The 22,681-nt window shown below is 75.9% G+C and carries 13 protein-coding genes; 10 read left to right on the top strand and 3 right to left on the bottom strand.

Features of this window, described 5'->3' with window-relative positions; translation table 11 throughout:
* Positions 1–167: 167 nt before the first annotated feature.
* Entirely contained in the window at positions 168–3,227 is a 3,060-nt protein-coding gene (locus ACIQBJ_RS33250; RefSeq protein WP_400718246.1) for a tetratricopeptide repeat protein, read from the bottom strand.
* 294 nt (positions 3,228–3,521) lie between these two features.
* Between ACIQBJ_RS33250 and ACIQBJ_RS33255 the strand changes: the two genes are divergently transcribed.
* The 4 genes from ACIQBJ_RS33255 (at position 3,522) to ACIQBJ_RS33270 (ending at position 11,368) form a co-directional block, all read left to right on the top strand.
* Positions 3,522–5,891: a hypothetical protein gene (locus tag ACIQBJ_RS33255; protein WP_400718249.1), complete on the top strand. Its 2,370-nt coding sequence runs from the start codon at positions 3,522–3,524 to the stop codon at positions 5,889–5,891.
* Between the two features lie 126 nt (positions 5,892–6,017).
* Positions 6,018–7,637, top strand: coding sequence for a hypothetical protein (locus tag ACIQBJ_RS33260; RefSeq protein ID WP_400718251.1), 1,620 nt, complete (start codon positions 6,018–6,020; stop codon positions 7,635–7,637).
* Positions 7,638–7,745: 108 nt separating this feature from the next.
* A complete protein-coding gene (locus tag ACIQBJ_RS33265) occupies positions 7,746–9,626 on the top strand; it encodes a flavin monoamine oxidase family protein (RefSeq protein ID WP_400718253.1) in 1,881 nt (626 codons plus the stop codon).
* A gap of 92 nt (positions 9,627–9,718) precedes the next feature.
* Positions 9,719–11,368 (top strand): translation initiation factor 2, encoded by a 1,650-nt coding sequence (locus ACIQBJ_RS33270; RefSeq protein WP_400718256.1) that lies wholly within the window; start codon positions 9,719–9,721, stop codon positions 11,366–11,368.
* 20 nt (positions 11,369–11,388) lie between these two features.
* On the opposite strand, the gene ACIQBJ_RS33275 is transcribed toward ACIQBJ_RS33270, so the two are convergent.
* The gene (locus ACIQBJ_RS33275; protein WP_400718258.1) at positions 11,389–13,578 is read right to left on the bottom strand and encodes an AAA family ATPase; all 2,190 of its coding nucleotides are present in this window, start codon (positions 13,576–13,578) and stop codon (positions 11,389–11,391) included.
* A 530-nt stretch (positions 13,579–14,108) separates the two neighbouring features.
* Here ACIQBJ_RS33275 and ACIQBJ_RS33280 point away from each other — a divergent pair.
* Positions 14,109–15,317 (top strand): acyl-CoA dehydrogenase family protein, encoded by a 1,209-nt coding sequence (locus ACIQBJ_RS33280; RefSeq protein ID WP_400718260.1) that lies wholly within the window; start codon positions 14,109–14,111, stop codon positions 15,315–15,317.
* A 29-nt stretch (positions 15,318–15,346) separates the two neighbouring features.
* On the opposite strand, the gene ACIQBJ_RS33285 is transcribed toward ACIQBJ_RS33280, so the two are convergent.
* Positions 15,347–16,222 carry a LysR family transcriptional regulator gene (locus ACIQBJ_RS33285; protein ID WP_400718262.1) on the bottom strand — a complete coding sequence of 292 codons (876 nt, stop codon included), beginning with the start codon at positions 16,220–16,222 and terminating at the stop codon, positions 15,347–15,349.
* 191 nt (positions 16,223–16,413) lie between these two features.
* On the opposite strand from ACIQBJ_RS33285, the gene ACIQBJ_RS33290 reads away from it, so the two are divergent.
* The 5 genes from ACIQBJ_RS33290 to ACIQBJ_RS33310 all read left to right on the top strand — a co-directional run bounded on the left by ACIQBJ_RS33290 (position 16,414) and on the right by ACIQBJ_RS33310 (position 22,608).
* Positions 16,414–18,066: an ABC transporter substrate-binding protein gene (locus ACIQBJ_RS33290; protein ID WP_400718264.1), complete on the top strand. Its 1,653-nt coding sequence runs from the start codon at positions 16,414–16,416 to the stop codon at positions 18,064–18,066.
* Positions 18,063–19,052, top strand: coding sequence for an ABC transporter permease (locus tag ACIQBJ_RS33295; protein WP_400718266.1), 990 nt, complete (start codon positions 18,063–18,065; stop codon positions 19,050–19,052). The genes ACIQBJ_RS33290 and ACIQBJ_RS33295 overlap by 4 nt, the downstream gene beginning before the upstream one ends.
* A gap of 4 nt (positions 19,053–19,056) precedes the next feature.
* Entirely contained in the window at positions 19,057–19,905 is an 849-nt protein-coding gene (locus ACIQBJ_RS33300; protein WP_400718268.1) for an ABC transporter permease, read from the top strand.
* Positions 19,902–21,749: a dipeptide ABC transporter ATP-binding protein gene (locus ACIQBJ_RS33305; RefSeq protein ID WP_400718270.1), complete on the top strand. Its 1,848-nt coding sequence runs from the start codon at positions 19,902–19,904 to the stop codon at positions 21,747–21,749. The genes ACIQBJ_RS33300 and ACIQBJ_RS33305 overlap by 4 nt, the downstream gene beginning before the upstream one ends.
* Before the next feature lie 91 nt (positions 21,750–21,840).
* Positions 21,841–22,608: a thioesterase II family protein gene (locus tag ACIQBJ_RS33310; protein ID WP_400718273.1), complete on the top strand. Its 768-nt coding sequence runs from the start codon at positions 21,841–21,843 to the stop codon at positions 22,606–22,608.
* The last annotated feature ends 73 nt before the right edge of the window (positions 22,609–22,681 follow it).

Consider the following 22,681-nt stretch of genomic DNA (forward strand, 5'->3'; position numbering starts at 1 on the left):
CGACGGGCACGACTCGGCTCCCTGCTTGATCCGGCGAGAGACCAAGCTAGGGCCGACGGGGCCCGACTTTCCCGTTCCTTCGAGAACTCGTCCCGGATGTCCGCCGCAGGGGTGCGTTTCTCGCCACCGTGCGGGTCGAAAACGCCCGGCGGGTGGCGGTTCAGGGTTCAGGGGGTGGGAGGCGGGCCGGACCGCTCGGCGAAGCAGCGGCCCAGTTCCGCGAGGGCGTGCTGCGTGCGGGGGTCCGAACGGCCGAAGAGCCGTCCGAGGTCGCGGACGAGGGTGTTGTGCTGGAGGACGGCGTGCTCCCACTGGCCGGCCAGTTCGAGACAGCGGGCGAGGTCACCGCGGGTGGTGAAGGTCGCCGGGTGGTCGGGGCCGAGGACGCGCAGGCGGTCGGCCAGGACCTGCCGGTAGGCGGTGAGGGCGGTGGGGACGTCCCCGGCATCGGCGCGGAAACCCGCGAGGTTGTTGCGGGTGAGCAGGGTGTCGGGGTGGTCGGGCCCCAGGACCGGCAGTTGGGCTTCGAGCAGCGCTTCGTGGGCGCTGACGGCCTGGGCCGGATCGCCGGTCCTGCCCAGCAGGCCCGCGAGGTTGTGCCGGACCATCAGGGTGTCGGGGTGGTGCGGGCCGTGGACCCGCAGGCGGTCGGTGAGCAGTTCCTCCAGGGCCGCGGCGGCGCCGGCCGGGTCGCCCGCCTCCGCCTGCCAGCCCGCGAGGTTGTTGCGGGTGAGCAGGGTGTCGGGGTGGTCGGGGCCCAGAACGCGCAGGCGGTCCGTCAGCACCTCCCGGTAGTCGCGCACGGCACCCGCCGGATCGCCCGACTCCCCGCGCACCGCCGCCAGGTCGCTCCGGGTGGCGAGGGTGTCGGGGTGGTCGGGCCCCAGGACCCGGAGCCGGTCCGTCAGCACCTCCCGGTAGTCGCGCAGCGCGCCCGCCGGATCGCCCGCCACCCTGCGCCAGAAGGCGATGTTCGCCCGCACGACGAAGGTGTGCGGGTGGTCCGGTCCGATCACGGCGGTCTGCTCGGCGAGCAGCGCCTCGAAGCCGGCCCGCGCTCCGGCCACGTCTCCGGCGTAGCCCTTGGCCGCGGCCAGGTTGTTGCGGGTCAGGAAGACCTCCGGGTCCACCGGGCCGAGGACGCGCAGGCGGTCGGCCAGCACTGCCTCGTGGGCGACGATGGCGGCTTTCAGGTCGCCTGCCGCGGTGTGCAGGTCGGCGATCGCCTGCCGGGTGAGCAGGGTGTCGGGGTGGTCGGGCCCCAGGACGCGGAGGCGGTCGCGGAGCAGGGTCTCGTACCCGGCCGCGGCCCCCGTCAGGTCGCCCTGCCGGGCCGTCAGGCCCGCGAGGTTGCCCCGGACGCGGAAGGTGGTGGGATGGTCCGGGCCCAGGACCCGTTCGAAGTCGGCGACCAGTGCACCGGTGGCCTCGGCGGCGCCGGTCAGGTCCCCGGACTCGCCGCGCAGGTAGGCGATCTCGTTCCGGGTGACCAGGACCGTGAGGTGGTCGGGGCCGTGGGCCCGGGATTCGTCGACGAGCAGCTGCTGGAACGCGGTCAGCGCGCCGGCGGTGTCGCCCGTGTGCCCGCGCCAGAACGCGGCCTCGTGCCGGGCCGAGCGGGTGTCGGGGTGATCGGGGCCGAGGAGGTCGTCGGCGGTGCCCGCCAGGCGCTCGAAGTGCGCGGCGGCCGCACCGGCCTGGCCGCTCGTCCCGAGGCTCTGGCCGGACCGGAACAGCACCGGGTGGGCGCCGTCCTCCCACAGGGCCGGGGTGTTCCGGCTCTCCAACGCCTCGGTGTTGGCGCGCAGTGTCTGGACGAGGGCCGCGTCGCGTCCGGTGCCGGGCCAGATCTCGGTGAGGGCGTCGGCCCCGGCCCGCACGGCGTCGGACAGGCGGGTCAGGCGCTGGGGGTGTTCCTGGACGGCCCGTTGCAGGAGCCGGTGGACCCGGACGCTGCCGTCGGCGGTGTCGTGGTCGAGGAGGTTCAGCCGGTGCAGGACGCGCAGCGCGTCCTCGGCGTCCAGTACGTCCGGCGCGGTGCCGGGGTCGGCTTCCGCCGGGTTCCCGGCCTCGGCCGCGGCGGCCCGGTGCGCGAACGCCCGGGCCGCCCCGCCGGTGAGGACGCCGGCCGGCACGGAGTTCGGGTCGAGGACCGCGGCGAGTTCCAGCAGGGGCCGGGCCAGCCCGCGGGGCCGCTGGGTGTCGGCGAGCGCGAGGGAGAGGTCCCAGACCGCGTCGACGGTCCGGGTCTGGGTGTCGGGCAGGCTGCCGGTGCCGGGCAGCAGTTGGGCCAGGGTGCGGGCGTGGCCCGCGAGCAGTCCGCGGTAGACGGGGACGGAGCGGCCGGTGTCCACCAGGTAGGCGGCGGCCTGGGCGAGGGCCAGCGGGAGGTGGCCGAGGTCGGCGGCGAGCGCCGCGAGGTCGGCGGGCTCGTCGGTCCGTCCTTCGTGCCCGGGCCTGGCGAGCGCCCGGCCCAGGTAGGCGGTGGACTGCTCGGCGCTGAAGAGGCCGAGCCCGGACAGTCCGCGGGTGTCGGTGCTCCAGGCGGCGTCGCGGCTGCGGGTGGTCACCAGGACCCGGCCGGACGGGGTCTCGGGCGGCCAGAGTCCGGCGAGCGTCCCGGGGTCCGGGGCGTCGTCGAGCACCACCAGCCACGGCCGGTCGGTGGTCTGCAGCCAGGCCAGGAACTGCTGGGCCGCGTCGTCGGCGTCCGTGTCCTCCGCTCCGCCGGGGACGACCACGCGCGCGGCCGAGGCGTAACCGGCGGTCACCGCCTGCCGGTTGGTGGCGGTGACCCACACCGTCAGGTCGACACCGGTACGGCCCTGCGCGTCGGCGGGCCCCGCGGCGGCGTCCGCGCCCGGATGCCGCCGGGCCCGGCGGGCGTGCTGCGCGGCAAGTTGGGTCTTGCCGACTCCTCCGGTACCGGTGACGACCTGGCACCGGGCGGCGCCGGGGTGCGCGAGCGCGTCGCTCTCGGGCCGGTGCTGGTAGTAGCCGGCCGGGGACGGGATCACCCCGACCTGCACCGGCCAGTTCGGCTGCTCCCAGCGGGTGACCTGGTGCAGCGTCAGGTTCTCGATCAGCAGCGAACTGCTGGCGGGGCCGAGGGCGTTGCCGCGCATGTCCCCGCCGACGACGGTCGAGTGCGCGCCGCCCGTGACGATCCGCTCGGCAGGGCGGTCGCTGCCGGCCTCGGGCTTTCGGCGCCACGGGCGTGGGGTCACCTGGCCTCGTTTCCCGCTCGCGGTTCCGACGGTCCGGCACGATATCGCACCCGCCCCGGCGACCGGTCCGGCGGTCGGTCCGGCGACCGGTCCGGCGGTCGGGAGCTTCGCAGGTGAGGGGTACGGGGTAGGGGTGGGTCGGCGAGGTGGATCGCAGGCCGACGGTTTTCGGGTTTCCACTATCGTGGCGCTGTTGTGCCGGTGGTGGCAGGGGGTGACGGGGCGTCGGTCCGGTGGGGCGGGGTCGCGGTGATGACGGGCAGTACGGCGGAGCGAGCAGGGGGAGGTCGGAGAGTGTCGAACGGGGAGACGGCGGGGCGTCCGGGGCCGGTGGTGGTTCCGGAGATCACCGAGGAGGAGCGGAACACCGCTGCCCGGCAAGGGGGTTGGGTGTTCCGGTCGGACCCGGGCGGGGGTGACGGGGCCGGGCCGATGCCGCCGGAGGCCGTGCTGGGCGGCTGGCGGGTCGACGCGTACGGCGGGCCGCCGCGGTTCCGGCCGAATCCGCGGTACGGCGTGCCCGCGGCCGGGGCGGGGGAGGCCGCGGGGGCGGCCCCGCTGCCGCCGTTGCGGGCCGGGCGGCGGCCCGCCGGGCGGGCGCTGCTGGGCTGGTTGGACGACGCCCGGGCGCCGCGGCTGTGCCGGGTGACCGGCTCCAGCGGTTCCGGCCGCTCGCACCTGCTGCGCTGGCTGGCCGCGGCCTGCCCGCCCGACCATCCGCGGGCCGGGCGCCGGGTGCACGCGGTGCTGGACGCCGCCGAGGCGACGCCCGAGGGCTTCGTCCGGCGGCTGGCCGCGCTGCTCGGGGTGTCGGTGGGCGGTCCCGACGACCTGGTGGCGGCGCTGGTGGACGGCGTCCCGCGGGTGCTGGTGGTCACCGACCTGGACCGGGCCGGCGGCGACGGCCTGCTGCCGGACGCGGCGGAGCGGATCGCCGCCGAGGTGCTGCGTCCGCTGCTCGCCGTGCCGTGGCTGCGGATCGTCGTCGAGTCCGCCGGGCAGTTGGCCGACCTCCCCGCCGCCGTGCTCGACCTGGACGATCCGCAGTGGACCGACCGGGCGGCGTTCGCCGACTGGGCCGCCGGGCTGACGGGCCGTCGGCTGCCGGACGGGGTGTTCCCCTCCCCCGCGCTGGCCCTGCTGGCGGCGCGCACGGTGGCCGGAACCCCGGCGGAGGCCGGGGCGGAGGCGGAGGCCGGGGCGGCGTTGGAGGCGGCCCTCGTCGCGGACGCCCCGCTCGGGGAGCGGGCGGAGGCGCTGGCGGCGCTCTGGTGGGCGGGCATGTCGGGTTGGGAGCGCGCGCCGCTGATCGCGCTGGCCTCCGTCGGCGGTGGTCTGGAACCGGCCGTCTGGGCGGACCTGCCGGGCGGGGGCGGCGCCGGTGCCGTCGAGGAGGCCGCGGCCAGGCTGCTGCCGCCGGACGGGCGGGGCCGGTACCGGATCTGGCCGCGGGACTTCGGCGCCCGCCTCGACGAGTGGGGCATGGACCACCTGAGCCTGTGTCAGAACCTGCTGCCGGAGCGGCCGGGCCCGGGCGACGCCGCCCGGCTCGGCCTGCTGCTGCGGCACGCCGTCCGGACCGGGAACTCCGCCGATCCGCTGCTGGGCGATCCGGCCGTCCTGGTGCACGCCGACCCGTCGGCCGTCGAACTGGCCCTGGCGCGGGACGACGACGGGACGGACGGGAAGGAGGAGGGGGCCTGGGGCGGGCGGGCCGCGTTGCGCCGGGCGTGGTGGGCGGCCGGGGCGGTGGCCGGGGCCGACGACACCGCGCCGGACCTCCGGGCGGAGGTGCTGCACGCCTGGCTGGCGGACGCGGACCGGCCGCTCGCCGATCGGCTCGCGGGGCTCACCGGCCAGGCGTGGAGGTCGCGTTGGTCCTTCGTCCCGCCGACCGGCGCGGTGGACTTCGCCGTCCGGGAGAACGGTCCGTCGGCCGGGTCCGGGCTGACCGTGGTCGCCGGCGGGGAGCTCGGGACGCTGGACGCGGAGACCGGGCGCGGGCGCAGCGCCGGTCCGCTCCCGGCGGCGGCCGGGCCGGTCGGCCTGGCCACCGGCCCGGACGGGACGCTGCACCTGCTGCTGCCCGGCGGGGCGGTGGAGTCGGTCCGGCCGCCGGGCGCGGAGGACGGCCCGGCCGCCGGTGCGGCGGCGCTGCCGGGGCTGCCCGAGGGGGGTGTCACGGCGATCGCCGCGCGGGGCGGCGGGTCCGGGGTGCTGGTGCTCGGCGACGCGGGCGGGCGGCTCCACCTGCGGGAGGGCGGCGGTGCGACGGTGTCCTCGCCCGGGCCGTGGGTCGACGGCGCGGTGACGGCGGTGGACGTGGTCCGGCACGCCGGTGCCGTCCTGGTGATCGCGGGCGGGCCGGACGGCGCGGTCCGGACCTGGGCGCCCGGTCAGGAGGCGCCGGCGGAGCCGCTGTTCGACCGTCCGGCACCCGTCACCGCCGTCGCCCTCGCCTCGACCCCGCAGGGGCTGATGGCCGCCGTGGCCTGGGCCGACGGCGAACTGCGGGCCGCCCGCTGGGGCGAACACCCCGCCCTGGTCGGCCCGCGCCTGGGGGCCCCGGTGCTCGCCCTCACCGTCACCGACGGGGGTCTGGTCTGCGCCGCGACCCGGACGGGCGTCCTCGGCCTGGACCTGGACGGCCCGGCCGCGGGCTGAGCCGCGCGGCGGGTTCGAAGGCGTGGCGGGCGCGGGGACGGCCGTCGGGCGGGGGCGCGGCGGGCGTGCGCCGGGTGTGACGGTGCCGTGGCCGGGGCGTGACGAACGATCAGCACACTGGTTCCCATGCGGACGACGGTGGGAGCGGCACTGCGGTGGGCCGGACATCCGGGGACGGTGCTGGCGGCGCTGGTGATGGTGGTCAACGACCGGGTGGGGAAGCCGGGTTGGCCCGGTCCGGTGACGGGCAAGCTGAGCGACCTCGGGTGGCTGGTGGTGGCGCCGCCGCTGTGCGGGCTGCTGGCGGCGCTGGTGCTGCCGCGGCTGCGCGGGGACGGTCCGGCGGTGGTCGGTTCGGTGCTGGCGGGTCTGGTGTTCACGGTCGCCAAGTCGTCCGACGCGGGGGCCGGACTGCTGTACCGGGCCTGTGCGTGGACGGGTCTCCCGGTCGGGCGGACGGTCGCGGACCGGACCGATCTGCTGGCGCTGCCCGTGCTGGCCGTCTCCTGGTGGCTGTGGCGGGACCGGTCGGTCTGGTGGCCGTCCGGGCGGCGGCTGTGGGGCGTGCTGGCGGTGCCGCTGGTGGCGGCCGCGCTGGTGGCGGACACGCCGGGCCCGGCGGAGATCGCGAGTCGGCAGCCGGTGCTGCGGACCGAGGACGGGCAGCCGGTCATGCTCCGGGTCCACCACCGCTGGACGACGCCCGACGGCGGGCTGCACTGGACGGCCGCCGCGGGCAACGACCGCTGGGCGGTCCCGGCGGACCCGGCCCCGCCCGCCGAGCAGGGCGTCTGCCTGCCGGAGCCGGACGGGCCGTGCTTCCGCAGGACGGACGAGGACCGGCCGGTGGAGGTCAGCGCGGACCGCGGGCTGACCTGGCGGGTCGACGAGTCCGCGCCCCGGCCGCCGGAGTGGTCGACGGAGCCCGGGTCATCGGCGTCCGGGGCACCGGCGTCCGGACCGCCGGTGACCGCGCACCCGTCCCGGCTGGTGCTGGCGGACGCGCCGGGCGGCGGGCACAACGTCCTGGCGGAGTTCCCGGACCACTACTGGGGCACCGTCCTGGTCCGCACCCCCGACGGGCGGTGGAGCCGGTCGGAGCTGCCGGACGATCTCGCCGCGCTCCCGGTGGAGGCCGATCCGGGGGTGTTCGCGGGGATACCCGCGATGTGGACCGTCGGCTGCGCGGGGGCGGCGGCGGCCGTGGCGGCGCTGCGGCTGGCCCGGGCCCGGCCCGGGCACCGGTGGCGGCCGGTCGGGCTGCTGACCTGGCGTCAGCTCGTGCTGCTGGCCTGGCTGCCGCTGAGCACCGCGCTGCTCGCGCACGGCCTGCCGGGGGTGTCGAACCGGGGCGCCGAGCGGAGCGCGGCCCTGCTGGTGTCGCTGCTCCTGACGGTCCTGGTGGTGCTGCCCCGGGACCGGGAGGCCCGCGGCGGGCGGGTCGCGCCCGGGATGCTGATCGCCGGGTACGGCGTGCTGGCGGGGCTGCTGACCGCCGGCCCGTTCGTGGCCTGGGAGGAGGGCGCGGTCCGTTCCTGGTGGGCGGCGTCCGGCCTGGCCTTCGGCGCGGCGCTGGCGGCCACCGGGGTCGGGCTGCTCCTCGGCGTGCTGCTGGCCGTGGCGTTCCGGGAGCGGCCCCGCCCGGACCTGGCGCTCTTCGAGGCGTTCCCGGAGCCGCCCCGGCCGGACCCGGTGCCCTCCGGCCCGCCCGCCCGGCGACCGGCCCGGTGGGGCCGCCACCGGTGACGCGCGCCGCCGGGAGGGTGCTTCGGATGCCCTCCGGGCGGGTGAGAGCGGGGCCGTTCGTGGGCGGAGTCGGCGTGTCGGGGCGGGGGCGGCTGCCAGGGTGGGCGGGTGATCTCTCGACGTGGACTGCTGCTCGGTTCGGGCAGCGCGATGACGGCCGCCGCACTGGCGGGCCCCGTGGCCGGAGCCTCCCGGGCGGCGGGCGTTCCGGCCGTTGTCCCGGCCGACGACGCGGCGCGGCGGGAGGCGGCGCTCACCATGGCGCGGCGCATCCTGCTCACCGACGCCGAGCACCGGGACCTGACCCTCGACTACCTGAAGCTGCTGACGGGCCGCCGGTCGCTGCCCCGGACCGCGCCGCGCGAGGTCGTGGTGGTGGGCGCGGGCGTGGCGGGGCTGGTGTGCGCGCGGCTGCTGCGGGCGGCCGGGCACCGGGTGCGGGTGCTGGAGGCGAACCGGAGCCGGGTCGGCGGGCGGGTGAAGACCTTCCGCGGCGAGGTGTGGCAGGACCCGCGGCTGCACGCCGAGGCGGGCGCGATGCGGATTCCGTCCAGCCACGTGCTGACCCTGGCGCTGGCCGACCACCTGGGCGTGCCGCGCCGCCCGTTCCACCTGGTGGACGTGCCGCCGGCGCCGGACCTGTCCTCGGGGGACGCCCGGGTGGTGTACCGCTCCTGGACGGGCGAGGAGTTCGCCACCGGCGGGGCTCCCCCGTACACCGCGCCGCCGGGGCTGGGCGGGCGGCTGGTGCACGTGAACGGGCAGACCGTCGGGAAGGCGGCGTACGCGGCCGATCCGCGGCCGGTGAACAAGTCCTTCGGGTGGGACAGCGGCCTGACGGCGGCGGAGGCCCTCGACCGGGCCCTGGACACCGCCCGCGCGTACACCATGGACCGTGCCCCGGACGGGAGTTGGCGGGACAAGCCGATCGAGGAGCGGGTCGCCGGGACGGCCCGGCTGCTGTACGACCTGGACGGGTACTCGCTGCTGCGCTACCTGCGGGAGACCGCGGGCTGGGACGACGCGCAGGTGCAGGCGGTGGGCACCCTGGAGAACCTGACCTCCCGGCTCTCCTACGGCTTCCTGCACTCGGCGTTCGACGCCGCCGACATCAACCCGTCGGTGACGTACTTCGAGTTCACGGCGGGCACCGACGCGCTGACGGAGGCGCTGGCGGCGGGCCTGCCGGTCGAGCGCGACCGGGTGGTGACCCGGGTGCGGGTCGAGGGCGGCGGGGTGACGGTGGTCGCCGAGCCGGAGTCCGGGCCGGAGGACGAGGCGTGCGAGGGCGCGATCGGCGGCGCGGCCCGCGAGTACCGGGCCGACGCGGTGGTGCTGGCGGTGCCGTTCGCGGCGCTGCGGCACGTCTCCTTCGAACCGCTGCTGCCGTACGGCAAGCGGCGGGCGATCAACGAGCTGAAGCACGACACCGCGCACAAGGTGCTGGTCGAGTTCACCGAGCGCTGGTGGGAGTGGGACGAGGACGCCTGGCGGGCCCGGCTGGGCCCCGCCCACCGGCCGGGCCCGCACGGTCCGGCGGTGCCCGCCGTCGGCGGCGGCTGCGTCTCCGACGAGGCGAGCCGGTTCGTCTACTTCCCCTCGCACCCCGGCCCCGACGGGGCGCCCGGCGGCGTGGTGCTGGCCGCCTACAACTGGGCCGAGGACGCGCTGCGCTTCGACGCCCTCACCCCCGCCGACCGGCACACCGAGGCGCTGGACCACCTGGCCGGGCTGTTCGGCGAGCGCGTCCGCCGCTACGCCACCGACCGGCACGTCTCGCAGTCCTGGCTGCGCAACCGCTGGGCGCTCGGCGAGGCCGTGGTGGAGACGCCGGGCCAACTGCTGTCGCTGGGCCCGCACGTGGCCTCGCCCGTGGACGGGCGGCTGTTCTTCGCCGGCGACCACTGCCAGCCCCGCTACCACGCCTGGATCGCCGGGGCGGTCGCCTCCGGCGTGGAGGCCGCGCTCCAGCTGGCCGGGGCGGGCTGACGGCGCTCCGGTCCGGGGGCAGCGACATTGACGGGTAGTCATCTCTATTGATGCGGCGGGCGGCGGACGGGAGACGCCGCTACCATCGGCTCATGCCTGAAGCAGGCCGGACCACCAAGCCCTCCGTGCTCCTGGCGTTCCGCTCGGCGGTGACGCTGCACCGACTGCTGGACGTGCTGCCGGTGTTCGAGGGCGATGATCGGATCGACCGCTGGTTCACCCTGGTGCCCGGCTCCGAGTTCGACATGGATGCGCTGGCAGCACTGGACCGTTCGGGCGCCCGGGTGATGGACTTCGAGCAAGCCCGGGAACACCATTTCGACCTGATCATCTTCGCCAGCCCCAAAGGTGCGCTGACCAGTCTCTCCGCACGCTCCAAGGCGTTGTTGCCGCACGGGGCCGGGTTCAACAAGACGTTCCACGACGAGGGTTCCCCAGGCATCCCGTCCGGTTTGGACCCCGCGTTCTTGCTGGAGGATGGAGAACCGTGGGCCGACCTGCACGGTCTCGGACACGGCTCCGAGCTCGCTCGGCTCGCTGAACACTGCCCGCAGTCGGTCCCCAAGGCTGTCGTGGTCGGCGATCCGACACTGGACCGGCTGCGGGATTCCCTGGGACTCCGGGAGAGGTATCGGACCGACCTCGGCGTCGACGACCAGACCCTGCTGGCTGTACTGAGCACCCACGGGGACGAGAGCCTGCTGGCCCGCCACCACGATCTGCCGCTGGAGCTGACGCTTCGTCTGCCTGTGGACAGTTACCGGGTGGCCTTGGTGATCCACCCCAACAAGGTCAGCGAGAAGGGCCTCCAGAACCTCGCCGAGTACCTCCTGCCCGCGCAGCGGGCCGGTCTGCTGTTGCCCTCCTCGTACCAGGAATGGGCATCCGTCCTGATCGCGGCGGACGCGGTGCTCACCGACCACGGCTCGACCGCTCTGTACGCGGCCGCACTCGGCCACGCCGTAATCCTGGACGGGTACGACGGCGGGACCGAACTGATCCCCGGCACCCCGATGGCCCAGTTGCTCGCGGCGGCACCGCGTTTCACCCGGGCCTCCGAACTGCCCGAGCTGCTGCGCAAGGCCACTGGACCCGATCCGTCGGAATTCACCGCCGAGACCTTCGCCCATCCCGACCGGGCGCTGCCGCTGTTGCGCACCGAACTGTACCGGCTGCTCGACCTGACGCCCCCTCGAACGCCGCCGAAACCTCGGCTCCTGCCGCCCCCTGTGGCACCGCACGCCCCCGCCTCGTCCCTGGCGGTGCGGGCCGAGGTCGAGGGTCGGCGGGTACGCGTGGAACGGTTCCCGAACAGCACCGAGCTGCCCTTCCACCACCGGGTCGCACATCACGGCGCAGTGGGGTTCGCCGAACAGCGCAGCGCCGAGGTCCTGTGGCGCAGACCCGGCACGGGGCGCTGGTCCGTCGCTGGCTGGACCGCGCACGTTCTCGACGAACTGCCCAGCTGCCGGATCGCCGCGGCCCTGCTCTCCCCCGAGCGCTGCCTGCTGGTCCACCGCCACCACGGCGCGTTCGCCCTGCGCGTCCCGCCGCATCGGGCGGACGGCCGGATCCGTCGGATCGATCCGGCCGCAGCGGTCTCGGCGGTCTACGCCTGGCTGGTGGCGCACCCCCGTCTCGCCGGAGAACTCCCGGTCGACATCGAGTGCACCGTCGACACGGTGACGGTGCGTCTGGAACTGGGTGCGGCCGACCCGGAGGAGTTGGAAGCCGAGTTGTGACGTCCGGGACAGCTCCAGTGTCAGGCGTTGTCCTGCCCCGCTCCGGCCGCTGCCCGCAGGACAGCCGCCCGGGCCCGGTGTCGGGCCGCCTCAGAGGGCCGTCCGACCTGGTCGGCGAGTTCGGCGAGTTCGGAACTGATCCGCGCCTCGTCGTAGCCGGAGCCCCGGGCGACCGCGCTCGCCAGCGCCTCGGCCAGCAGTGCCTCGGCCTCCGGGTGGCGGCCGAGTTGCCGCAGGGCCCGGGCCAGCCCGAAGGCAGTCCGGGCGGCCATCCGTTCCCGCCCCGACAGGGCCGTGAACTCGGCCCGCGCCCGCTCGAAGAGTTCGGCGGCGGCGGGCTGGTCCCCGGCGGCGGCCTCGGTCTTCGCCAGCTGATAGGTCTGGAGCGCGGCGCCGTAGGCGTTGCCGATCGCGCTCTGGATCTCCCGGGCCGCGGTGAAGTCGGCGCGGGCGGCGGCGAAGTCGGCGAGCGAGGCAGCCCGGTCCCCGTACTTGGCAGCGGTTTCTCCACGGGCGAGGGCGAGTTGGCCGCGGAAGTCGATCGCTGACCCGGCCATCCGCCGGTGTTCGTACGAGTCGTCGAGCAGTCCCGCCAGCGCACAGGCCTGTTCCAGGGCGGCCGCGGCCTCGTCGAAGCCCCCCTGTTCCCAGAGCGGGCGGGCCAGCATGCTGCGGGTCCGCACCCGGGCGAGGAGGTTCCCGGTGCGGTCGGCGGCGGCGACGCCGGTACGGAAGGCGTCGATGGCGTCCGAGCGGTACCCCTCGACGGGGTCGGTCACCTCGACGTGCCTCGGGTAGTCGAGGAAGTGCGTCCACAGGGATTCGGTGAGGGCCACGGCGTCCTCGTTCCGACCGCTGTCGTAGGCGAGGCCGACCGCACCGTACAGGGTGTGCCGGTTGGCCTCCATCCAGCGCACCGCGTCGGCCCGGACACTGCCCAGGTCGGCGTCCGGAACCCCCGGCAGCGGTGGGAGTTGGGATTGGACGGTGGCCCGGGACCCGGCGATCATCAAGTCGGCCAGGGCGGTCTGCCTGCGCAGCCAGTGCAACAGCCGGGCCCGGGCCTCGGCGAGCTCGGTCCCGTCGGGGTCGGTGATACGTCCGACCCTGCGGGCGTGGCTGCGGACCAGGGCGTGCTGCCGGTAGCCACCGGCCCGGTAGTCGAGCAGACCGGCTTGGACGAGTTCGGCGAGGGCGTCCTCGGCGTCGAACAGGTCGAGGCCCAGCAGAGCGGCGGCGGTCGGCAGGATGGCGAACGGCCCGGGGCATTCGGGCAGGTAGCGGTACAACCGGGCGGTGTCCGGGGCCAGCTCGGCGTAAGCCGTGTCCCAGACCGCTTCCACGGGGGCGCTGCCCCGCTCGTGGAGGTCCGCGGTGAGGCGTTCGGCCAGGGCGGCCAGGCCGCGGTGCGGGAGCTTTCGAGCGAGGTCGCCAGCCACCTCTGCGGCCTTCGGGAGTCCGCCGCAGACTGCGGCCAGGGCCTGCACGGCGGCCGGGTCGGCGGTGGACCAGCGCTGCTCGCCGAAGAACAGACGCAGCAGTTCGGTGATGTGCGTGACGCTGAGCGGGGAGAGGGCCAGCTCCTCGACGGCCGGACCGAGGCCGTGCAGCGGGCCGTGGCTGGTGACCAGGACCAGGCTGCGGGCAGAGGCCGGCAGCAGGGATTCGGCCTCGGCCGCGCTACGGGCGTTGTCGATCACCAGGAGCAGGCGCTTGTTCCTGGTCCGGTCCCAGAACTGGCGGACCAGGCCGCGGAAGTCGTGGCGCAGCCATTCGCGTTCCACCCCGAGTGAGAGGAGGACGTCGATCAGGATGGCGGCGAGGTCGACCACCCCGTCGCGCCGGTGCTCGTCCAGGTCGAGGTAGTACGCGCCGTCCGAGTAGGCGTCGGACAGTCGGTGGCCGACCCGGACGCACAGGGTCGTCTTGCCCACTCCGCCGATGCCGCTGACCGCGACGATCCGCGGCCGGGTGCCGTCGCCGGTCCTGTCCGGTCGGATGCCGTCGCCGCCTGGGGCGCCCAGGGCGGCGATCCGCTCCTGTTCCTCCTCCCGGTCGACGAAGTGGGCTCGTTCGGGAGGGAGTTCGAAGGACGGCCAATGAGTGAGGAGTCGGGGCTGATGGATGTTCACAGTGCCGACGTGGTGGGCCTGTACGACCGTGTCCACCCGGGCGTGGTCACCGACCACGTTGCGCGTCTGCTCAGTCACCCGGCATACCCTACGCGTTCCGTTCCGGGCGCGATGGGGGTCCGGCCGACATCTCGGACCGACCGATAAGCGGGGGTGTTCGATTCCGATCACAAGTCGGGCGTAGACGTGCGGAGTTGTGATCGACCAGACTCGGGGCCATGTCCGGGAACGTGTGTGCGGTGATCGGCGGTCCGAGTGCGGCCGCGGTGTTCGCCTGCCCGCGGCTGTGTCCCGCGCCGACGCCGCTGCTGACCAGCCGTCGCGCCGTCGACTTCGGTTTCGTCGGTTCCGCCCGCTGTCGCTGAACCCGACCGCCGGACGCTGATCGCCGGCCGCCTCCGCGCGGCCCCGGCCCCGGTGTCCGTGCCCCGTGGCGGCCTCCCTGTCCGCCCTGTCCGCTCCGTCCGTCTGCCCCGTCGGTGCCGCCCTGCCGTGTCCGCCGTGTCCGTCGTGCCCGTCGTCGGGTCCGGTCGGCCGCCGCGGCGGGCTGCCCGGTTCCGCGTCGCCGCCCGTCCGTCCGCCCGCCGGCCCCTGTTCGAGGATGCGTCATGACCAGCTCCGCCCCGCCCGTTCCCGACTCCCCCGCCGCAGACGGCTTCCGGCTGCCGCGGCCCGACCTGTCCCGGCTGGACGGGATCACCGCCGCGCTGGCGGAGACCGCCGGCGCGTACGACCGGACCGGGGAGTTCCCGCACGCGGCGGTGCGACTGCTGCACGACGAGGGGCTGTTGACGGCGACGGTGGGGAAGGAGTGGGGCGGTCCCGGGGTCGGGTTCGCGGATCTGGCGCGCATCCTGCTGGCGTTGGGCCGGGGCGACACCTCGGTGGCGCTGATCGCCGCGATGACGCTGGTGCCGCACGTGCTGGAGAGCGGCCGGCCGTGGCCGCCGGACCTGTACCGGCGCATCCTGGCGGAGTCGGCGGAGCGTCCGACGCTGCTCAACCACGCCCGGGCGGAGCCGGACGCCGGTCCGGGCGGCGGCACGGTGGCGCGGCGGACCGCGGACGGCTGGGCGATCACCGGCCGGAAGCGGTTCGTGACGGGCGCGGAGGGCCTGGCGTACTTCCTGCTGTGGGCGGTGACGGACGAGCCGGTGCCGCGGCTGGCGGTGTTCGTGGTGCCGGGCGGCTCGCCGGGCATCGAGATCGTGCCGACCTGGCGGCAGTTGGGGATGCGGGCCACGGTCAGCCACGAGGTGGTGTTCACCGGGGTGGAGGTCGGCCCGGCGGACCTGATCGAGTTCGACGGCTACGGGACGCCGGAGCGGTCCGGCTCCGGCCCGGAGCCGGACCGGGAGCACGCCAACGCGCTGCTGCTGATCTCGTCGGCGCTGTACCTGGGCGCGGCCCGGGCGGCGCAGGACGAGGTGCACCGCACCGGGTACACCAAGGTGCCGAGCCGGTTGGGCCGTCCGGTGGGCACCACCGAGCGGTTCCGGCGGGCGGCGGGCGAGATCGAGGTGCTGCTGTCGACCTCGGAGCAGTTGATCCTGGCGATCGCCGGGAAGCTGGACCGGGGCGAGGAGGTGGCGGCGGCGGCGGCGCTGTCGGCGAAGGTCGCGGTGATCCGCGACCTGACCCGGGCGGTGGAGCTGTCGGTGCGCCTGCTGGGCAGTGCGGCGCTGTCGCAGGACGGGCCGTTGGAGCGGATCTTCCGGGACGTCCAGGCGGCGGGCGTGCACGCCCCGCAGGAGGACGCGGCGCTGCTGGCGGTCGGGGCGGCGGCGCTGACCGACTACGGGCGGCGGCTCGGGTGAGCGCCCGCCCCGCCGTCCGGCCGTTGCCGTCAACTCCCTTGGCCGCCGAGGATGTTGCCGCCGAGGGTGTCCAGGGCGGCGCGCAGCACTCCGGCCAACTGCTTGGGCGCGCCCGCGCGGTAGCGCAGGTAGAGGGGTTCGGGCGGGACGGCGGGGAGTCCGTTCAGGCGGACCAGGCCGGGCGGCGGCGGGCCCTGGTCGGCAAGCAGGGCGACGCCCAGTCCGCTGCGCACCGCGCTGATGACGCCGACGAGTTGGGCGGCCTCGGCGATCACGGTGACGGTGCGGCCGCCGGTGCGCAGCGCGGTCAGGGCGCGGTCGCGCAGGACGCAGGGCCCGTCGATGGCGATCAGCGGGACGGGCGCGCCGGGCGCGGGGTGGTCCCATTCGGGGGCGGCGAACCAGGACAGCGGGACGCCGCCGGCGAGTTCGCCGGGCCGGCCGCCGTTGTCGCCGATGAAGACGGCGGCGTCGAGCGCGCCCTCGTCCAGCGCCTGGTGCAGCCGGCCGCCCCGGTCGAGCCTGAACCGGACGGTGCGGCCGGGGAGTTGGGCGCTGGCGGTGCGGGTGATGGCGGGCAGGACGCGTTCGGCGACGTGCTCGGTGGAGCCGATCAGGTAGCCGGTCGCGGCGGGTTCGGCGATGCCGAGCCGGACGAGTGCCTCGTCGTGGGCGGCGAGCACCCGGCGGGCCTCGGTGAGGGCGAGTTCGCCGGCCGGGGTGAACCGGATGCCGCGGCCGCTGCGCTCGACCAGAGGGCGGCCGAGGGTGCGCTCCAGGCGGCGGACGTGCTGGCTGACGGCGGACTGGGAGATGCCCAGGGCCGCCGCGGCGCGGTGGAAACCGCCGTGGTCGCCGATCGCGGCGAGGCTGCGCAGCACGCCGATGTCCAATGTTCCGGTCATTTTTCGAGATTAACAGCGGGCCGGTCGGCCGGCGCCTTCCGCCGGTCCGGACGGATCGTCAACTCCCTTTCATACATCGGCCGTTGAAGGAGGCTCCGGTCTCCGTCCCGTCATCAGAACGCAACACCGGGAAACAGCGGCCGCGTTCGTGAACAGTTCGAAAGCTTCGAAAGCTCGGAGGAAAGATTCCCATGCGCATCCACAGACCCGGCCCGGCCCGGGTCCTCGCCGCCGCGGCCGCCGGCGTCCTGCTGCTGGCCGGCTGCTCCGGCACCGGCGGCGGCACGTCCGCGGACGCGGGCAAGCCGGTGGCGGGCGGCACCCTGACGTACGCGGTCGACACCGAGCCGGTGTCCTGGGACCCGCACGTGTCGACCCAGGACCTGACGGCGGAGCTGCAGCGGCAGGTCTTCGACTCGCTGGTGTCGGAGGACGCGGAGGGCAAGTTCCATCCGTGGCTGGCCACCTCGTGGGAGGTCGCCCCGGACCTGAAGAGCTTCACCTTCCACCTGCGCACCGACGTGAAGTTCCACGACGGCACGCCGTTCGACGCGGCCGCGGTGAAGGCCAACTTCGACCACATCGTGGCGAAGGAGACCAAGTCGCAGTACGCGGCGAACCTGCTGGGCTCCTACACCGGCACCACGGTGGTCGACCCGGCCACCGCGAAGGTCGAGTTCGCCCAGCCGTCCGCGCCGTTCCTGCAGGCCGCGTCCACCGCCTACCTGGGCTTCTACTCGCCGAAGGCGCTCACCGAGAACGCGGCGAAGCTCGGCCAGGGCGGTGCGGCCGACGTCGGCACCGGGCCGTTCCGGTTCGTGTCGTACAGCAAGGGCCAGGAGGCCGTGTTCGAGAAGAACCCGGACTACGCGTGGGGCCCGGCGACGGCCGCGCACACCGGCCCCGCGCACCTGGACAAGTTCGTGGTGCGGTTCCTGCCCGACGCCTCGGTCCGGGTCGGCGCGCTGAACAGCGGCCAGGTGCAGGTGGCCAAGGCGGTGCCGCCGCAGAGCGTGTCCGGTGTGAAGGCCAACTCCCAGCTGAAGCTGCTCTCCCAGGCCTCGCCCGGCGGCAACTACAACCTGTGGCTGAACGGCTCGCTGGCGCCGCTGGACGACCAGAAGGTCCGGCAGGCGGTGCAGCGCGGCATCGACCTCGACCTCGACGTGAAGACCGTCCAGTTCGGCCAGTTCCCGCGCGCCTGGAGCCCGATCTCCGCCAGCACGCCCGGCTACAACAAGGACCTGGAGAACTCCTGGCCGTACGACCAGGCCCTGTCGAACAAGCTGCTGGACGAGGCCGGTTGGACCGCCCGGGACGGCGAGGGCTACCGCACCAAGGACGGCAGGCGGCTCACCCTGAACTGGCCGCAGCTGACCGCGAACGCCACCCAGCAGAGCCGCGACATCCTCGGCCAGGCCATCCAGGCCGACCTGAAGAAGATCGGCGTCGAGGTGCAGCGACCCGCGCTCGACGTCGGCGCGTACTCGACCCTGGTGTACGGCGGCAAGGCGAACGTGGTGGACATGGCCTGGGCCCGGTTCGAACCGGACGTGCTCTGGCTGTTCTTCAACTCCGGCTCCAACCCGGCCAAGGGCGGCATCAACGCGACCTTCCTGCCCGACCGGCAGCTCGACGAGTGGACCGACCAGGGCCGCACCACCCTCGACCCGGAGCAGCGCGCCAAGGTCTACCGGCAGGTGCAGGCCCGGGCGATCGACCTGGCCACCGTGATCCCGGTGTACACCCCGTACGCGCTGACCGGCGTGTCCGCGAAGGTCGGCGGGCTGGGCTTCGACTCCGACACCTGGCTGAACTTCTACGACGCGTGGCGCACCCCGTGACGACCGCGCACCCCGCACCCTCCGGCCTCGCGGCGGCGGCAGCGCCGTCGCGGGGCCCGGCCCTGCTGCGGGCCGTGCTGCACCGGCTGGCCGGGGCGGTCGCGGTCCTGTTCGGCGCGGCGACGCTGGCGTTCGCCGCGCTCCAACTGGTCCCCGGCGACCCGGTGGCGGTGCTGCTCGGCCCGTCCACCACCGCCTCGCCGGAGGTCCGCGCGGAGATCCGCCGCCAGCTCGGCTTCGACCGGTCGGTGCCCGCCCAGTACCTGGACTTCCTGGGCCGGCTGCTGCACGGCGACCTCGGCCGGTCCTACCAGTTGCAGCGCCCGGTGGCCGGGCTGGTCGCCGAGCAGCTCGGCCCGACCCTGCAACTGGTCGGCGCGGCCGTGCTGCTGGCCCTGCTGGTGGCGATCGCCTCGGCGGTCGCGACGGCCGGGCGGCCGCCCGCGCTGCGGGCGCTGACCGGCGGCTGGGAGCTGGTCGCGGTCTCGACCCCGTCGTACTGGCTGGGCCTGGTGCTGCTGACGGTGTTCTCGTTCCACCTGCGGCTGTTCCCGGTGGCCGGCGCGGACGGCTTCGGCTCGCTGGTGCTGCCCGCCGTGACGCTGGCGCTGCCGCTGGCCGGGACGCTCGCCCAGGTGCTGCGCGAGGGCCTGGAGGCGGCGCTCGCCCAGCCGTTCGCGGTCACCGTGCGGGCCCGCGGGCGCGGCCGCACCGCGCTGGTGCTGCGGCACGCGCTGCGGCACGCCGCGGTGCCGCTGGTGACGCTGACCGGCTGGCTGACCGGCTCGCTGCTGGGCGGGACGGTGCTGGTGGAGTCGGTGTTCGGCCGCCCCGGGGTGGGCGCGCTGGTGCTCGGCGCCGTCAACAGCCGGGACGTGCCGGTGGTGATCGGCGTGGTGCTGCTGTCCGCGCTGGCGTTCGTGCTGATCTCCGCGGTGGTGGACCTGCTCTACACCGTGCTCGACCCCCGACTCGGGAACAGGTGATCCGGTGTCCCTCGCTCTTCCGACCCGGCGCTCCGCCGCCCGGTCCCTGGTGCCGCCGTGGGCGGTGCTGGCGGCCGGGACGGTGCTGGCGCTGATCGTGCTGGCCGCGGCCGCGCCCGGCCTGTTCGCGGCGGCCCCGCCGACCGCCACCGACCCGGTGCACGCCCTGCAGGGCCCGGGCTCCGCACACCTGCTGGGCACCGACCAGTTGGGCCGCGACCTGTGGTCGCGGCTGGTGCACGGCGCGGGCCCGGCGCTGGCCATCGGCTTCGGCTCGACCCTGATCGCGGTGGCCGGCGGCGCCGTCCTCGGCCTGGCCGCGGCGCTCGGCGGCCGGTACGCCGACCAGGTGCTGATGCGCGCCGCCGACGTGCTGCTGGCGCTGCCCGCGACGCTGCTGGCACTGCTGGTGATCACCGTGCTGGGCACCGGCACCGGCAACCTGGTGCTCGCCATCGGCTTCGCCCTGGTGCCCGGCTACGGGCGGATGGTGCGCTCCGAGGCGCTGCTGGTCCGCCGCTCCGGCTACGTGGAGGCGGCGGTCGCGCTGGGCGTGCCGCGTTGGCGGCTGGTCCTGCGGCACGTCCTGCCGAACTCGCTGGCCCCGCTGCTGACGCTGGCCACCGTCGGCTTCGGCAGCGCGCTGATCGCCGCGTCCGCGCTCAGCTTCCTCGGCCTCGGGCCGCGCCCGCCGTCCCCCGAGTGGGGCGCGATGCTGGCCGAGGGCCGGGGCTTCCTGGAGACCGCCTGGTGGCTCGGGGTGTTCCCGGGCGCGGCGGTCACCGTCACCGTGGTCGCCGTCACCGTGGTCGGCCGCCACCTGCAGCAGCGCTTCACCCGGAGGTCCGCATGAGTACCGGCACACCCCTGCTCGCCGTCGACGGCCTGCGGGTCTCCTTCGGCGGCGTCCCCGCGGTGCGCGACGTGGCGCTGCGGCTGGAGCGCGGCGAGTGCCTGGCCCTGGTCGGCGAGTCCGGCTCCGGCAAGAGCGTCACCGCCCGCACCCTGGTCGGCCTGACCGGGCGCGGCGCCGAAGTCGCCGCCGAGCGGCTGGAGTTCGACGGCACCGAGCTGCGCGGCCTGGACGAGCGCGCCTGGCGCCGGGTGCGCGGCCGCCGGATCGGCCTGGTCCTGCAGGACGCCCTGGTCTCGCTCGACCCGCTGCGCACCGTCGGTGCGGAGATCGGCGAGGTGCTGGGCCTGCACCGGCCCGCGCCCCGCCCGGAGACCCGCAAGCGGGTCCTCGAACTGCTCGCCGCCGTCGGCGTCCCCGAGCCCGGGCACCGGGCCGGCCAGTACCCGCACCAGCTCTCCGGCGGCCTGCGCCAGCGCGCCCTGATCGCCTCCGCGCTGGCCGGCGGCCCCGACCTGCTGATCGCGGACGAACCCACCACCGCGCTGGACGCCACCGTGCAGGCCCAGGTCCTCGACCTGCTCAAGGAGCTGCTGGACGACGGCACCTCGCTGCTGCTGATCAGCCACGACCTGGCGGTGGTCGGCCGGCTCGCCCACCGGGTCGCCGTGATGTACGGCGGCGCCGTGGTCGAGCACGGCCCGGTCGAGCAGGTGCTCGGCGACCCGCGGCACCCCTACACCCGGGCGCTGCTGGCCGCCGTCCCGCACCGCGACCGCAAGGGCGGGCGACTGTCGGTCCGCCCCGCCCCGGCCGACCTCCCCGCGCCCGGCCCCGCGGGCTGCGCCTACGCGTCCCGCTGCGCGCTGGCCGAGGAGCGCTGCCTGACCTCGCTGCCGCCCGCCGCCGGGCCGGAGGGCCGCGGCGCGCGCTGCTGGCACCCGGGCGAGGAGCTGCCGTCCGCCGCGCCGTTGCCGCCCGTCCCGCCGCTGCCGCTCGCCTCGCCGGTGCCGCTCGCCTCGCCGGTGCTGCTGCCGCTCGCCGAACCGGTGCTGCTCGCCGCACCGCCGGCGTCCGCCGACCGGCCGGTGCTGCTGGCCGTGGAGGGCCTGTCCAAGGCGTACCGGGGCCGGCCCGTGGTGCGGGACGTGTCGTTCCGGGTGGCGGCGGGCGAGACGCTGGGCCTGGTCGGCGAGTCCGGCTCCGGGAAGACCACGGTGGCCCGGATCGCGCTCGGCCTGCTGGCGCCCGACGCGGGCACCGTGCGGTTCGCCGGCCTGCCCTGGTCGGAGCTGACGGAGCGTCGGCGGCGGCCGCACCGCCGCCTGGTCCAGGTGGTGCAGCAGGACCCGCTGGGCTCCTTCGACCCGCGCCACGACGTGCGCCGCCTGCTCGGCGACGCCCTCGCCGTCACCGGCCTGCCCCGGGCCGCCCGGGACGCCCGGGCCCGGGAGCTCCTCGACCAGGTCGGCCTGCCCGGCACCGTGCTGCGCTCCCGCCCGGCCCGGCTCTCCGGCGGCCAGCGCCAGCGCGTCGCCGTCGCCCGGGCGCTGGCCGTCGAACCCCGCCTGCTGGTCTGCGACGAGCCGGTCTCCGCGCTCGACGTCTCCGTGCAGGCCCAGGTCCTCGACCTGCTCACCGAGCTGCAGCGCGAACTCGGCCTCGCCATGCTGTTCATCTCGCACGACCTCGCCGTGGTGCACCACGTGAGCGACCGGCTGATCGTGATGAAGGACGGCGAGGCCGTCGAGACCGGCGACGTCCACGAGGTCTTCGACCGCCCCCGGCACCCCTACACCGCGAGCCTGCTGGCCGCCGTCGGCGCCGGGAGCCCGGTCGGATGAGACGCCTCCGCGACCGGCGACCCGCGTACGATCCCGACCATCAGGGCGGCCGGTGGCGTCCGACCGCCGCTACCGAGGGGAGCACGACCGTATGAACTCCGACCTGTGGCTGCGCCGCTACCACTCCGCGCCCCCGGCCGCGCCGCGGCTGCTGTGCTTCGCGCACGCGGGCGGGTCGGCGAGCTTCTGGCACCCGCTGTCGGCGGCGCTGGAGGGCCGGGTCGCGGTGACGGCCGTGCAGTACCCGGGCCGTCAGGACCGGTACGCCGAACCGCCGGTGGACGACCTGCACCGGCTCGCCGACCGGATCGCCGAGGTGCTGCTGCCCGACTGGACGGCCGGCGCGCCGGCCGCGCTGCTCGGCCATTCGATGGGCGCGCTGCTCGCCTACGAGACCGCCCGCCGGCTCGTCGCGGCGACCGGGCGCGGGCCCCGGCTGCTGGTCGTCTCCGGGCGGCGCGCGCCGTCCGCCGTCCGGGGCGAGAAGGGCCTGCACGACGCGCCCGACGAACTGCTGCTGGCCGAACTCGCCGAGCTGGGCGGGACGATGCCGACCGTGCTCGCTGACCCGGAGCTGCGCGAACTGTTCCTGCCGCCGCTGCGCGCCGACTACCGGGCGGTGGAGACCTACGCGCACCGGGAGGGCCCGCTGCTGGCCTGCCCGGTGACGGTGCTGACCGGCGACCGCGACGACAAGGTGACCCCCGCCGAGGCCGCGGCCTGGTCCGGGCACACCGAGGGCCCGGCCGAGGTCCGCAGCTACCCCGGCGGGCACTTCTTCCTGACGGACCACCAGCAGGCCCTCGCCGACCTGCTCGCGGGCCTGCTCGCCGCCGACCCGGCGGGCCGCCCCGCCTGACCCCGGGCCGGACCCGGCCCCGGTCCCGGGCCGATCCGGCCCCCACCCCTCCGGCCGGACAGCGCCGTCCGAC

Source organism: Kitasatospora sp. NPDC088391 (assembly GCF_044753345.1).
Lineage (GTDB): Bacteria > Actinomycetota > Actinomycetes > Streptomycetales > Streptomycetaceae > Kitasatospora.